Source organism: Duganella phyllosphaerae, assembly GCF_001758785.1.
Classification (GTDB): Bacteria; Pseudomonadota; Gammaproteobacteria; order Burkholderiales; family Burkholderiaceae_D; genus Rugamonas; species Rugamonas phyllosphaerae.
In genome coordinates this window covers 37,971-51,884 of sequence record NZ_LROM01000093.1, presented here as the reverse complement: position 1 = coordinate 51,884, position 13,914 = coordinate 37,971, and the positions used below count along the sequence as shown (strand labels likewise).

15 protein-coding genes are annotated in these 13,914 nt (G+C 61.4%); 11 read left to right on the top strand and 4 right to left on the bottom strand.

Annotation, left to right across the window (positions count from 1 at the left end):
- Nucleotides 1-145: 145 nt before the first annotated feature.
- Nucleotides 146-706, bottom strand: a complete 561-nt coding sequence (locus DUPY_RS16450; RefSeq protein ID WP_070249478.1) for a phasin family protein — start codon at nt 704-706, stop codon at nt 146-148.
- 380 nt (nt 707-1,086) lie between these two features.
- On the opposite strand from DUPY_RS16450, the gene DUPY_RS16445 reads away from it, so the two are divergent.
- The 3 genes from DUPY_RS16445 to pbpG all read left to right on the top strand — a co-directional run bounded on the left by DUPY_RS16445 (nt 1,087) and on the right by pbpG (nt 3,933).
- Nucleotides 1,087-1,995, top strand: coding sequence for a DMT family transporter (locus DUPY_RS16445; RefSeq protein ID WP_070249477.1), 909 nt, complete (start codon nt 1,087-1,089; stop codon nt 1,993-1,995).
- Between the two features lie 8 nt (nt 1,996-2,003).
- Nucleotides 2,004-2,696: a nitroreductase gene (locus DUPY_RS16440; RefSeq protein ID WP_070249476.1), complete on the top strand. Its 693-nt coding sequence runs from the start codon at nt 2,004-2,006 to the stop codon at nt 2,694-2,696.
- A gap of 148 nt (nt 2,697-2,844) precedes the next feature.
- Entirely contained in the window at nt 2,845-3,933 is a 1,089-nt protein-coding gene (gene pbpG / locus DUPY_RS16435; protein WP_070249475.1) for a D-alanyl-D-alanine endopeptidase, read from the top strand.
- Here pbpG and DUPY_RS16430 read toward each other — a convergent pair.
- Nucleotides 3,915-4,694: an IclR family transcriptional regulator gene (locus tag DUPY_RS16430; RefSeq protein ID WP_026637474.1), complete on the bottom strand. Its 780-nt coding sequence runs from the start codon at nt 4,692-4,694 to the stop codon at nt 3,915-3,917. The genes pbpG and DUPY_RS16430 overlap by 19 nt on opposite strands.
- 106 nt (nt 4,695-4,800) lie before the next feature.
- Between DUPY_RS16430 and DUPY_RS16425 the strand changes: the two genes are divergently transcribed.
- The 8 genes from DUPY_RS16425 to DUPY_RS16390 all read left to right on the top strand — a co-directional run bounded on the left by DUPY_RS16425 (nt 4,801) and on the right by DUPY_RS16390 (nt 11,782).
- The gene (locus DUPY_RS16425; RefSeq protein ID WP_056140878.1) at nt 4,801-5,184 is read left to right on the top strand and encodes a diacylglycerol kinase; all 384 of its coding nucleotides are present in this window, start codon (nt 4,801-4,803) and stop codon (nt 5,182-5,184) included.
- 101 nt (nt 5,185-5,285) lie between these two features.
- On the top strand, nt 5,286-6,296 hold the full coding sequence (locus tag DUPY_RS16420) for a sulfate ABC transporter substrate-binding protein (protein WP_070249585.1): 1,011 nt from the start codon (nt 5,286-5,288) through the stop codon (nt 6,294-6,296).
- Between the two features lie 99 nt (nt 6,297-6,395).
- Nucleotides 6,396-7,034 (top strand): peroxiredoxin, encoded by a 639-nt coding sequence (locus DUPY_RS16415; protein ID WP_070249474.1) that lies wholly within the window; start codon nt 6,396-6,398, stop codon nt 7,032-7,034.
- A gap of 80 nt (nt 7,035-7,114) precedes the next feature.
- Entirely contained in the window at nt 7,115-7,891 is a 777-nt protein-coding gene (locus DUPY_RS16410) for a sulfite exporter TauE/SafE family protein (RefSeq protein ID WP_070249473.1), read from the top strand.
- Between the two features lie 121 nt (nt 7,892-8,012).
- Nucleotides 8,013-8,885, top strand: a complete 873-nt coding sequence (gene cysT / locus DUPY_RS16405; protein WP_070249472.1) for a sulfate ABC transporter permease subunit CysT — start codon at nt 8,013-8,015, stop codon at nt 8,883-8,885.
- Nucleotides 8,885-9,775 (top strand): sulfate ABC transporter permease subunit CysW, encoded by an 891-nt coding sequence (cysW, locus tag DUPY_RS16400; protein WP_070249471.1) that lies wholly within the window; start codon nt 8,885-8,887, stop codon nt 9,773-9,775. Before cysT ends, cysW begins: the two co-directional genes overlap by 1 nt.
- A gap of 1 nt (nt 9,776) precedes the next feature.
- Nucleotides 9,777-10,856, top strand: coding sequence for a sulfate/molybdate ABC transporter ATP-binding protein (locus DUPY_RS16395; protein WP_070249470.1), 1,080 nt, complete (start codon nt 9,777-9,779; stop codon nt 10,854-10,856).
- Nucleotides 10,853-11,782 carry a CysB family HTH-type transcriptional regulator gene (locus DUPY_RS16390; protein ID WP_070249469.1) on the top strand — a complete coding sequence of 310 codons (930 nt, stop codon included), beginning with the start codon at nt 10,853-10,855 and terminating at the stop codon, nt 11,780-11,782. Before DUPY_RS16395 ends, DUPY_RS16390 begins: the two co-directional genes overlap by 4 nt.
- A gap of 15 nt (nt 11,783-11,797) precedes the next feature.
- Here DUPY_RS16390 and DUPY_RS16385 read toward each other — a convergent pair whose 3' ends face one another.
- Nucleotides 11,798-12,844, bottom strand: coding sequence for an aldo/keto reductase (locus DUPY_RS16385; RefSeq protein WP_070249584.1), 1,047 nt, complete (start codon nt 12,842-12,844; stop codon nt 11,798-11,800).
- Nucleotides 12,845-12,853: 9 nt separating this feature from the next.
- Entirely contained in the window at nt 12,854-13,894 is a 1,041-nt protein-coding gene (locus DUPY_RS16380) for a quinone-dependent dihydroorotate dehydrogenase (protein WP_070249468.1), read from the bottom strand.
- Between the last annotated feature and the right edge of the window lie 20 nt (nt 13,895-13,914).

The window sequence follows — 13,914 nt, the reverse complement described above, 5'->3', positions numbered from 1 at the left end:
CTTAACCGCACGGTATTGGTCGTTGTAGTGATGGGTTCGTGTCTAAATGTCGGCACTGACCCCGAAGTGGGGGGGCGAAAAAAAAGCCTCGGAATCCGAGGCTTTCAAGGTCGTCCGTGAAGAACGACAGGAGGTTGCTGCTTGATCAGTTGCGCGCTGGGGCGGCTTTGGCGGCGGCAGCGGTGAACTGGCTGACGGCCTGGTTCAGGTTGGTTTCGATCGACTCGGCGGCCTGCTTGGCGGTACGGGTCATTTGCTCGTAGCCGGCGTTGGCGTTGCCGATGGCCGATTTGAACATGGCGATCGCGTTTTCGCTGCCAGCCGGGGCGTTCTTGCTCACTTCTTCCACCAGCGAAATGACTTTGCGGTTGGTTTCGGCGATTTGGGTTTCGGCAGCTTTGCTGAACTCGGCGCCCGTGCTGGTGGCGATGGTGGCCAGGTGACGGCTGTAAGCCATGGTCTTTTCAGCGGTTGGCTGGGCTTGAGCGGAAGCCAGCGCGAAGAATTCTTGGGGATCTTTGGCCGACAGCAGTTGCTTGGCGGTGTTCGACGACTCTTCCAGCGATGCCTTGGCGGCGGTCAGGTTCAGGTCAACCAGTTTTTCTACGCCTTCGAATGCTTTGTTGGTCAGTGCCGAGAAGATAGCGAACTGGGCTTCGAAGTTCGCTTTGGTCGCATTGGAAAATTGCTCAGGGATCGAAAACATATAACTCTCCAGAAAATAGGGCTTTGAATGAGGTTTCTTACTGTTTTTACTGTCGGTGCGAAACGACCAGAACAGACCAGAATGCAGTCATCCACGTTTCAGACCGAATCACAAATTGTGCAACGCAACAAGACCGATTTTACGGTCTTCAAAAATTAAGTCAAGCGATTTTTTGTGCGTTGCATCAAGGCATGAGTGTTATTTTCTGGTAAGGGAAACGACTGTCGGTTATTGGTGTCCTTGCAAGTGTATATCCGTGCAGAACCGCACCACCAGCGGCCTGCGGCGGCTTCTCCCCATGAGGCCGCTAGTCCCGTGCTAGACTCGACGAGCACCTGTTCGGCATTGCCGAACCTCTACTAAACTGATAGTAACTTGATATGCCTGACGCTTCCTCTGCAGCACCGGTCTCCGGCCCGGCCTCGTTTCTGTCCCCGGTACCGTTGTTTTTCGTCTTTTTGTGGAGCACTGGCTTCATCGTCGCCAAGTTCGGCCTGCCCTATGCGCCGCCGCTGACCTTCATCGTGCTGCGGTTTTTGTGCGTGCTGGCGATCCTGGCGCCGCTGGTCCTGCTGTTGCGTGCTCCCTGGCCACATGGCAAGGTAATGCACATCGCGCTGGCGGGGGTGTTGCTGCACGCCGGCTACCTGGGCGGCGTGTGGTGCGCGATCAAGCTCGGCATGCCGGCCGGACTGTCGGCCCTGATTGTCGGCATGCAACCGATCCTGACCGCCTTCGCCGCGCCGCTGGTCGGCGAAACCGTGCGTCCGCGCCAGTGGCTGGGATTGCTGTTCGGCATAGCCGGGGTGGCGCTGGTGGTGGCTGCCAAGATCGAGTTGGTGGGCTTGTCTTCCACCGCCATTGCCCTGTGCGTGCTGGCGCTGGTGTCGATCACGGTCGGCACCTTGTACCAGAAACGTTATTGCCCGCAATTCGATTTGCGCACCGGTACCGTGATCCAGTTTGCCGCGTCCACTGTCGTGATCTTGCCGCTGGCTATAGTTTTTGAAGGATTGGGGCCGGACTTTGCTGCGGTGCAGTGGACGGCGCACTTCATCGGCGCCCTGGCCTGGGCCGTGCTGGCGGTGTCGATCGGCGCCATTTTCCTGCTGTTCGCGCTGATCCGGCGCAGCGACGCCACCCAGGTCACCAGCCTGCTGTACCTGACGCCACCGACCACCGCCCTGATGGCTTGGCTGATGTTCGGCGAAGCATTCAACGCCCTCGGCATCGCTGGCATGGCGCTGGCTGTGGCCGGGGTATTTTTTGTAGTCAGTAAATCAAAATAAGGAGCACCATGACGACTCCGGAACAACAGGCGGTGGACGCCGCCATCACCTCGCGCCGCTCGATCCGCGCGTATTTGCCGCAGCCGGTCGCCCACGCAGACATCGAGCAGATTCTGCAGGTGGCGGGCAGGGCGCCTTCGGGCACCAATACCCAGCCGTGGAAGGTGTATGTGCTGCAAGACCAAGCGAAGCAGGCGCTGTCCGCTGCCATCCTGGCCCTGCACAACGACCCGGAGCAGGCGCGCCAGCATACCGAGGAATACGCTTATTACCCAACCGAGTGGAAGTCGCCGTTCATCGACCGCCGCCGCAAGGTGGGCTGGGACCTTTACGCGCTGCTGGGCCTCACGCGCGAGAACAAGGCCGGCATGGCTGCCCAGCACGGCAAGAATTACGATTTCTTCGGCGCGCCAGTGGGGCTGATCTTCACCATCGACCGCGTGATGGCGCAGGGTTCCTGGCTCGACTACGGCATGTTCCTGCAAAGCGTGATGGTGGCCGCCCGTGGCCGTGGCCTCGATACTTGTCCACAGGCCGCGTTTACCCAGTATCATCGGGTGATCGCAGCCCAGCTGGCGCTGCCCGACAATGAAATGGTGGTCTGCGGCATGGCGCTCGGCTATGCCGATCTGGGCAAGATCGAGAACACTCTGGTAACCGAGCGCATGGCGCTCGAACAATTTGTTAAATTTATCTCCTGATGTCTGTTTGAACACAAGTTGTGAAACGCATATGGCGGATCCGCAACCATTGTGGTCAGCAGGGACAATTTTGCTTGCGCTGGCACAGGGTTTTGCTACACTGCAACGATCGATTTGTGAATTTTGTTGGTTCTTCTTGGGGAAATGAATGTATAAACTAGCGCTCAGTGCCGTCATTTCGCTGATGTTTGTCTCTGCCGGCCTGACCACGGCCAGTGTTGCGCAAGCTGCCACGGCGCAATCTGCCGCGTCCAAGAAAGCCCAGGTCAAAAAGGTCAAGGCCCGCCAGACCGTGCGCCTGTCCGCCCCCCGGGTGGAAGGCCGCGTGGTCAAGCGCATTACCCGCGTCAACGGCCGCAAGAAAGTCAGCTACCAGCGCCTGATCACGGCCGCCCCGGCGTTTGCCACCATGGGCGACCTGGCCGGCCTGTCCGCTACCCGCGATCCACTCGACCTGAAATCGAACGTGGCGCTGGTGCTCGACCAGGCCAATTCGGAAGTGCTGTTCGAAAAGAATTCCAACATCGCCTTGCCGATCGCCTCGATTACCAAGATGATGACCGGCCTGGTCGTGGTGGAAGCCGAGCAGGACATGGACGAAGTGCTGACTGTTACCGACGAGGACGTCGACCGCGCCAAGTTCAGCAGCTCGCGCCTGCGCGTCGGCGCCCAGCTCACCCGCGCCAATATGCTGCATATCGCCCTGATGAGTTCGGAAAACCGCGCCGCTTCGGCACTCGGCCGCAACTATCCGGGTGGCAAGCCTGCGTTTGTCGAAGCGATGAACGCCAAGGCGCGCGAACTGGGCATGAGCGACACCCATTACGTCGATTCCAGCGGCCTGTCGAAAATGAACGTGGCCAGCGCGCGCGACCTGGCCAAGCTGGCCATGGCTGCTTACGAGCACCCGATGCTGCGCCAGTTCTCCACCGACGCCAACGCCATCGTCGAAGCCAATGGCCGTCCGATGCAGTTCGGCACCACCAATCGCCTGGTCGCCAACCCGGACTGGTCGATCGGCCTGCAAAAAACCGGTTTCATCAACGAAGCCGGCCGCTGCCTGCTGATGCAAGCGGTGATCGAAGGCCGTTCCGTGATCATGGTGTTTTTGGATTCCAAGGGCACCCAGTCGCGGGTGGCCGATGCCGGCCGTATCCGCAAATGGATCGAAGCACTCAAACCAGCCACGCTCAACATCGGCGGCGGCAGCGCCCCGGTTTATTCCACCGGCATGTAACCGAGGGTGGCGGAGATCTGGTTGGCGGTGACCACCAGGTCTTCCAGCCAGTCTTCCTGCAAGCGGTCGGCCGGCGCCGAGATCGACAGCCCGGCAATCAGTTTTCCACTGTCGTCGCGGATGCCGGCAGCCATGCACCGCACGCCCAGTTCCAGTTCTTCATTGTCGCGCGCGTAGCCGCGTGACTTCACCAGGCTCAGTTCGCGCTCGAGCTTGGACAAATCCGTGATCGAATTCTTGTTATGGCCGGCCAGCCCGGTACGCGTGGCATACGCGCGGATGGCCTTGGGCTCATCGACCGACAGGAACAGCTTGCCGGTGGAGGTGAGATGCAGCGGCCCGCGCCCGCCGATGGCGCGCACCACCTGCATGCCCGAACGCTCGGAGAACGCCCGGTCGATATAGACGATCTCGTCGCCCTGGCGCACCGACAGGTTGATGGTCTGCTGGGTTTTCTTGTGCAGCGCGCGCATGAAGTCGAGCGCCGCTTCGCGCACCGACAGCCGGCTCTTGACCACGTTGCCCAGTTCCAGCAAGCGCATGCCGAGCCGGTAAGTGCCCGGCTCGATGCGGTCGACAAACCGCGTGACCACCATGTCGTTGAGGATGCGGTGGGCGGTGGACGGATGCAATCCCGAGACCTTGGACAATTCCTTGAGGCTGACCGGATCCGGGTAACGCGCCAGTGCGTCGAGCAAGGCCATCATGCGGTCGATGACCTGGATGGTGGTCTTTTGTTCGGTAGGTGTCTCTGCTTTCATCATGCGGTTGGTGCGGTGCAGTAAATTCGATATTTACTTTATACCATAATGTGAAAACAAAGGGCACTTGATGCATAATCTTATCTTTTTACACAGTCCCCAAAACATGGAACCAGTGAGCGAGTTCAAGAGCAAAAGCGGCCTGAAACGGATCTTTTCGGCATTTTTCTATTCGATGGATGGCCTCAAGTCCGCCTGGCGCCATGAACACGCATTCCGCCAGGAACTGGTGCTGTTCATTGTCGCTACCGCCATCGCGCTGGCGCTGCGCATCTCGGCGTTCGAAAAACTGGTGCTGATCGCGGTGATGGTGCTGATCCTGATCGTCGAACTGATCAACTCGGCAATCGAGGCGGTGGTGGACCGGATTTCGCTCGAGCGCCACCCTTTGTCGAAAAATGCCAAGGATTTCGGCAGCGCGGCCGTGTTGCTGGCGTGCCTGCTGGCGGCAGCGACCTGGGGCGTGGTGTTGTTCAATCGTTTCTACTAAGATCCCTATATAAGATTGCGGTATATTGAACTGCTAAAAGCTTAGTTCTCATTTATAAAGGACAGCAGTAATCTGGGAGCCTTCACAACCAGGGGATGTCGATGCTGTCCAAAAAAATTATTGCCGCTGCCATCCTGGCCGCGACCACCGTTGTCACCGCCGCGCCATCGTTCGCTGCAGACATTTCCTTGCTCAACGTGTCGTACGATCCTACGCGCGAGCTGTATGCGGACGTGAACGCCGCCTTTGCCAAGGACTGGAAAGCCAAGACCGGCGACAACGTCAAGATCAAGCAGTCGCACGGCGGATCGGGCAAGCAGGGCCGCGCCGTGATCGACGGGCTGGAAGCGGACGTGGTCTCGCTGGCGCTGGCGTACGACATCGACGCCATCGCCGAGAAAAAGTTGCTGTCGCCGGACTGGCAGAAAAAGCTGCCGCACAACAGCACCCCGTACACCTCCACCATCGTGTTCCTGGTCCGCAAGGGCAATCCCAAAGGCATCAAGGACTGGAACGACCTGGTCAAGCCAGGCATCGCCGTCATCACCCCGAATCCGAAAACCTCGGGCGGCGCCCGCTGGAACCACCTGGCCGCCTACGGCTACGCGCTGCGCCAGCCGGGCGGGACCGAAGCGTCGGCCCGCGATTTCCTCGGCAAGCTGTATAAAAACGTGCCGGTGCTGGACTCGGGCGCACGGGGCGCCACCACCACCTTCGTCGAACGCGGGATCGGCGACGTGCTGATTGCCTGGGAAAACGAAGCGCTGCTGGCGATCAAGGAACTGGGCCCGACCAAGTTCGACATCATCGCACCATCGGTCTCGATCCTGGCCGAGCCGCCGGTGGCCGTGGTCGACAAGGTGGTGGACAAGCGCGGCACCCGCAAGGTGGCCGAGGCTTACCTGAACTTCCTGTACACCGATGCCGCGCAGGAAATCATCGCCAAGAATTACTACCGTCCGGCAGTGGCGAAGGAAGCGAAGAAATACGCCAGCCAGTTCCCGGCCGTCAAGCTGTTCACGATTGCCGACGTGGCCGGCGACTGGAGCAAAGCGCAGAAGGTCCACTTCGCCGATGGCGGCGTGTTCGACCAGATCTACCAGCCGAAGTAAGCCGGGCGCCAACTGCCCCGGTGTTGTATCTTTGGGCAGAACAAGCGCACAATACGCAGTCCCGGACCCACTGCATGGGTCCTCCTTCAGGAGACGACGATGACTTTACGACTGGGCGACACCGCCCCCGATTTCGAGCAAGATTCTTCGATTGGCAAGCTCAAGTTCCACGAATGGGCAGGCGACTCCTGGGTGGTGCTGTTCTCCCACCCGGCCGACTTTACGCCGGTCTGCACCACCGAGTTGGGGCTGACCGCCAAGCTGAAACCTGAATTCGACAAGCGCAACGTCAAAGCGATTGCGCTGTCGGTCGATCCGGCTGAAAAACACGCGGCATGGATCAGCGACATCGAGCAGACCCAGGACACCGTGGTCGGCTTCCCGATCATTGCCGACGAAGACCGCTCGGTCTCGTCGCTGTACGACATGATCCACCCGAACGCTTCCACCACCGCCACCGTGCGCACGCTGTTCGTGATCGACCCGGCCAAGAAAGTGCGGCTGTCGCTGACCTACCCGATGAGCACTGGCCGCAACTTCGACGAAGTACTGCGCGTGATCGACGCCCTGCAGCTGACCGACGGCTACACCGTGGCCACGCCCGGCAACTGGAAGGACGGCGACGACGTTATCATTCCGCTGACCGTGCAAGACCCGGAAGTGTTGAAGCAAAAGTATCCGAAAGGCTTTACGGCCGCGCGCCCCTACCTGCGCGTGACGCCACAGCCGAATAAATAAGCGCATAAGCAAATAACGACGCTGTTGTATGATAATTTCCCTAAAGTAGGTACTCTGCGGCTTACTTTGGGGATTTTTGCATGGATGCATCTTTTGTTGTATCGGGGTTCGCGGTTGGCCTGCTGGTCGGCATGACCGGCGTTGGCGGCGGCTCCTTGATGACGCCGTTGCTGACCCTGCTGTTTGGCGTATCGCCTGCCGTGGCCGTGGGCACCGACCTCGCTTTCGCCTCGATCACCAAGGGCGTGGGCACTGTTACCCACCGCCTGCGCGGCACGGTGCACTGGGATATCGTGCGCCGCCTGTGCATCGGCGCCTTGCCGGCCGCCGTGCTGGCCAGTTTCTGGCTCAAGCATTTTGGCACCCTCAGCCAGGACATCGGCCAGATCATCCGCTACATGATCGCCGGCTCGGTGCTGCTCACCGTGGTCGCCTTGCTGTTCAAGCGCAAGATGCTGGCCTGGATCACCGCCCATCCCGAACGCCAGTTGCAGGGCAAGTCGCTCGCTACCGCCACCATCGTCTCCGGTGCGGTGCTGGGCGTGCTGGTCACCATTTCCTCGATCGGCGCCGGCGCCATTGGCGCCACCTTGCTGGTGATGCTGTATCCGCGCCTGACCCCGGCGGAGGTGGCCGGTACCGACATCGCTTACGCCGTGCCGCTGACTGCGATTGCGGCGGTCGGGCACTGGTGGCTCGGCTCCATCGACTGGAACCTGCTGCTGGCGCTGCTGGTCGGTTCCCTGCCCGGCATTACCCTCGGCGCTTACGTGGCGCGCGCCGTGCCGGAGAAGCTGCTGCGCGGCTTGCTGGCCCTGACCCTTGTCACCGTGGCCTTCAAACTCATAAAAAGCTGATCCTGAAAGCTGATCGTTATAGCTGATTGATCTAACTAAATAAAAATTGCTTCGTTTGTAGAATGAAGGACAAGTGAGATTATGCAGCCCTTATAGAAGTTTTTGTAATAAGGGAGCGTCAATGTCAGCAGTCCTCACAGCCCCCGGCGCGGCGCCAGTTGCCGCACGGGGTGCGCCTTTCCGCGTGATGCCCGGCTTCCGGCTCTCGCTCGGGTTCACCATCTTTTACCTGGCGCTGATCGTCCTGATCCCGCTGTCGGCGATTTTCCTCAAGACTTTCACCATGACCTGGGAAGGCTTTATCGCGGCCGTCACCTCCGACCGGGTGATGGCCTCGTACCGGCTGACGTTTGGCGCGTCGCTGATCGGCGCTTTCATCAACGTCATTTTTGGTGGCATCGTGGCCTGGGTGCTGGTGCGCTACGAATTTCCAGGCAAGCGCTTCGTCGACGCGCTGGTGGACTTGCCGTTCGCTTTGCCCACCGCTGTGGCCGGTATCACCCTGACCGCGCTGTATTCGGCCAATGGCTGGTTCGGCCAGTTCATCGAAGGCGTGCTCGGCATCAAGGTGGCGTTCACGCCGCTGGGCGTGGTGGTGGCGCTGACCTTTATCGGCTTGCCGTTCGTGGTGCGCACCGTGCAACCGGTGCTGGAAGACGCCGAACGCGAGCTGGAAGAGGCAGCGGCCAGCCTGGGCGCGAATGCCTTCCAGACCTTTACCCGCGTGGTGTTCCCGACCATTCTCCCTTCCTTGATGACCGGCTTTGCGCTGGCGTTCGCGCGCGCCACCGGCGAGTTCGGCTCGGTGATTTTCATCGCCGGCAATATGCCGATGGTGTCGGAAATTACGCCGCTGTTCATCATCACCAAGCTCGAACAGTACGACTATGCCGGCGCTACCGCGATCGCGGTGGTGATGCTGGTGGTGTCGTTCCTGATGCTGTTGGGTATCAATCTCTTGCAAGCCTGGGCTCGCGGAAAGTCGGGTAAATAATGAGCGGTGTTCCTACTCCTGTGCGTCGTGGCGAACTGCCATCGGCGCCGCAAACTCTCGAGCCGCGCTGGGTGCGCAACGTGCTGATTGCCATCGCGCTGCTGTTCCTCACTGTGTTCCTGTTCGTGCCGCTCGTGGCCGTGTTTGCCGAAGCGTTCCGCAAGGGCTGGCAAGCGTACGTGTCGGCCATCGTCGAGGAAGACGCGATCTCGGCCATCAAGCTGACCCTGATCACGGCCGCGATTGCCGTGCCGCTGAACCTGGTGTTCGGTATCGCCGCCTCGTGGTGTATCGCCAAGTTCGAGTTCCGCGGCAAGAGCTTTTTGCTCACCCTGATCGACTTGCCGTTCTCGGTCTCGCCGGTGATTTCGGGCCTGATCTACGTGCTGCTGTTCGGCGCCCAGGGCTGGTTCGGCGAGTGGCTGTACAAGCATGACATCAAGATTTTGTTCGCGGTGCCGGGCATCGTGCTGGCCACCATTTTCGTGACGTTCCCGTTCGTGGCGCGTGAGCTGATTCCGCTGATGCAGGCGCAGGGCAACGAGGAAGAGGAAGCGGCCATCGTGCTGGGCGCCTCGGGCTGGAATACCTTCCGCCGCGTAACGCTGCCCAACATCAAGTGGGGCCTGCTGTACGGCGTGATTTTGTGTAATGCCCGGGCCATGGGCGAGTTCGGCGCGGTGTCGGTGGTGTCCGGCCACATCCGTGGCGAGACCAACACCATGCCGCTGCAAGTGGAAATTCTCTACAACGAATACAACTTTGCCGCAGCCTTTGCCGTGGCGTCCCTGCTGGCCTTGCTGGCCCTGGTGACGCTGGCCCTGAAATCCTTTATCTCCTGGCGCCTGAACGAATCGCGCGTGGAAGATGCCCGTATCAAGGAGCAGTAACATGACGATCGAAGTTAAAAACATCCATAAACGTTTCGGCGATTTCGTCGCCCTCAACAACGTCTCGCTCGACTTTCCGCAAGGCGAACTGACGGCGCTGCTGGGGCCGTCCGGCTGCGGCAAGACCACCTTGTTGCGCATCATCGCCGGCCTCGAGCACCCCGACTCGGGCCAGGTACTGCTCGACAATAACGACGCGTCGCACCGCCACGTGCGCGAGCGCCAGGTGGGCTTCGTGTTCCAGCACTATGCGCTGTTCAAGCACATGACGGTGTTCGAGAACGTCGCTTTTGGTCTGCGCGTCAAACCGCGCGCCGAGCGGCCATCGGAAGACCAGATCCGCCGCAAGGTCAAAGACCTGCTGGAGCTGGTGCAGCTCGACTGGCTGGCCGACCGCTATCCGCCGCAACTGTCCGGTGGCCAACGCCAGCGGATCGCCCTGGCGCGCGCGCTGGCGGTGGAGCCGCGCGTGCTGCTGCTCGACGAGCCGTTCGGTGCGCTCGACGCCAAGGTACGCAAGGAATTGCGCCGCTGGCTGCGCCGCCTGCACGACGATCTGCACGTGACCAGTATTTTCGTCACCCACGACCAGGAGGAAGCGCTGGAAGTGGCCGACCAGGTGGTGCTGATGAACAAGGGTAACGTCGAGCAGATCGGCGCGCCGGACCAGGTGTACAACCATCCGGCGTCGCCGTTCGTGTATGGCTTCCTCGGCAATGTGAACATGTTCCATGGCCGTGTGCAGGACGGCGTGCTGGCCAGCGGCGACGCCAGCTTCCAGGTGCCGGGCCAGCAGAACGGCGAAGGCGCCAACGGCAAGGGCACGGCGTACGTGCGCCCGCACGACCTGGAAATCGACCGCTATACGCCCGGTGCGGAAGGCATCGTGGTCAAGCTGCGCCGCGCGCACGCGATCGGTCCTCTGGCCCAGCTCGACCTCGAACGCGGCGACACGTCCGAGCTGATCGAGGCAGTAATGTCGAACGAACGATTCACCAACTTGCAGCTTAAGGAAGGCGAGACCCTGGTCGTGCGTCCCAAGCGGCTGCACGTGTTCGTGGATGCAGGAGCGCCATTATGAACTTCCAGCAATTGCGCTCGATCCGCGAAGCGGCCCGGCGCGGCTACAACCTGACCGAGGTGGCCAACGCGCTGTTTACGTCGCAACCGGGCGTGAGCCGCCAGATCCGCGAACTTGAAGATGAACTGGGCGTGGTGATTTTCGAGCGCAACGGCAAGCGCCTGACCGGCATGACCGAGCCGGGCAAGGGCATCCTGAAAATCATCGACCGCCTGCTGATCGAGGCCGAAAACCTGCAGCAGGCCAGCCTCGAATACACGGGCCAGCAAAGCGGCACCCTGAGCGTGGCGGCCACCCACACCCAGGCCCGCTATGCGCTGCCGAAAGTGGTGCAGGGCTTCCGCGCCGCCTACCCGGACGTGCGCATCGCCTTGCAGCAGAGCGCGCCCGAGCACATTGCCGAATGGATTTTATCGGGCAAGACCGATATCGGCATCGCCACCGAGGGCCTGTCGGCGTTCCCCGACCTGGTGTCGTTCCCGTGCTACCGCTGGAGCCACATCATCGTCGTGCCGGATGGCCACCCGCTGCTGTCGCGCAGCCCGATCCGGCTCGAAGACCTGGCGGAATTCCCGCTGATTACCTATGACGTCGGTTTTACCGGCCGCGGCCACATCGACGCCGCCTTCAACCAGGCCGGCGTGAAGCCGGACATCGTGCTGACGGCGATGGATTCGGACGTGATCAAGCAGTACGTGGCGCTGGGCCTGGGCGTGGGCATCGTGGCGTCGATGGCGTTCGACCACGGCCGCGACAAGGGCATGCGCGCGGTGGAAGCGTCGCACCTGTTCGCCTCGAACACGACGCGGCTGGCGGTGCGCAAGGGCGCCTACCTGCGCTCGTATGCGTACGACTTCATCCTGCAATTTGCGCCGGATTTGAAGCGGTCCGATATCGAGGCAGCGTTGAATGGTGGTGGCGACTAGCCACCACCCTCAAGCTTATTGGCCAGGGTTGGTGATGCGCGCGTGAATCGCGTTCACCTGGTCGATCACGTCTTGCGACAGTTTTACGTCGTACGCATCGATGTTGTCCTTCAGTTGCGCCAGGGTCGTGGCGCCTATGATGGTAGAGGCCACGAACCAGCGCGAGTAGCACCACGCCAGCGCCAATTCTGTTGGGGTAAGCCCATTCTCGCGCGCCAGCCTGGTGTACTGCGCTACCGCTTCGAGCACGGACGGGCGCAGGTAGCGCGGGCTCCAGTTGGGCGGGAAGATGGTCAGGCGGCCGTGCGCTTTCGGATCGTCGTGGTACTTGCCGGTCAGCTGGCCGAACGCCAGCGGGCTGTAGGCCAGCAGGCCCACGTTTTCACGGAAGCAGGTCTCGTCCAGCAGGCTGGTTTCGTAATGGCGCGCGGTGAGGTTGTACAGGTTCTGGATGCTGGCGATGCGCGGCAGGCCTTTCAGTTCAGCCTGCTTGATGAATTCGCTCACGCCCCAGCTCGACTCGTTCGAGACGCCGATCGCACCGATCTTGCCTTCCTTGACCAGGTCGCCCAAGGCGGCCAGCGTGTCTTCGATCGCCACGCAGTCGCGCTCGTTCTCGGGGTTGAACACGGTGTTGCCGAAGATCGGCGTGTTGCGGCTGGGCCAGTGCAATTGGTATAAATCGATATGGTCGGTTTGCAGGCGCTGCAAGCTGGTATCGACCGCTGCGCGCAAGCTGGCCGCATCCAGGTTCTGCTTGCCGTCGCGCACCCAGGTCAAATTGGGATTGGGACCCGCCGCCTTGGTGGCCAGCACCACTTTATCGCGCAGGCCGCTTTTCTTGAGCCAGGTGCCGATGTAGCGCTCGGTAGAGCCTTGCGTCTCGGCGCGCGGCATCACCGGGTACATCTCGGCCGTGTCGATGAAATTGATGCCGCGCTCGAAGGCGTAGTCGAGCTGGCTGTGGGCTTCGGCTTCGCTGTTCTGCTCGCCGAAGGTCATGGTGCCGAGGCAGATTTTCGAGACGTTCAGGCCGCTCGTGCCCAGTACGGTTTTTTCCATGGTCATTCCTTATTTGCCGCGCACGGCGTCGGCGCAGTCGCGCACCAGGGCCGGGCCCGCGTAAATCAAGCCGCTGTAGAGCTGCACCAGTTGCGCGCCGCAGTCCATTTTTACTTTCGCGTCCGCCCCGCGCATGATACCGCCCACGCCGATGATCGGCAGCGCGTCGCCCAGTTCCGCCTTGAGCAGCTTGATGACGGTGTTCGACAGCGCGAACACCGGCGCGCCCGACAGGCCACCCGCTTCGGCGCCATGGCGCATGCCGGTCACCGCGTCGCGGCTCAGCGTGGTGTTGGTGGCGATGACGCCGTCGATCTTGTGGCGTACGAGCGCATCGGCAATGTTCCTGACCTGGTCGCCATCCATGTCCGGGGCGATTTTCAGGGCCAGCGGCACGTAGCGCTTGTGCTGGTCGGCCAGGCGCAGCTGGGCCTGTTTCAAGGTGCCCAACAGGCCGTCGAGCTCGGAGCCGCCTTGCAACTGGCGCAGGTTCTTGGTATTGGGCGACGAGATGTTGACGGTGACATAGCTGGCGTACGGATAGACTTTTTCCAGGCAGTGCAGGTAGTCGTCGGTGGCGCGTTCGATCGGGGTGTCGGCGTTCTTGCCGATGTTCAGGCCCAGTACGCCGGCCTTGTCCTGGTAAAAGCGCGAGGACTGCACATTGTCCACGAAGGCGTCGACGCCGCCGTTATTAAAACCCATGCGGTTGATGATGCCGTGCGCTTCGGGCAGGCGGAACATGCGCGGCTTGGGATTGCCGGCTTGCGCGCGCGGGGTGACGGTGCCCACTTCGATCGAGCCGAAACCGAGGTCGGCCAGTGCGTCGATGTAAGCGCCATCCTTGTCGAGGCCGGCCGCCAGGCCCACCGGGTTCTTGAACGTGATGCCCATCACCGTGCGCGGGTCGGCTGCCGGTTGTTTCACCAGCCTGGTCAGACCGAGGGCGGCGGCGCGCTTGAGGGCGGGCAGGGTGGTGTGGTGGGCTTGCTCGGCGTCCATCGAGAACAGCAGCGGACGGGCCAGGGAGTACAGGAAGTTTTGGGACATGAGGGCGCTCTGGATGTTGT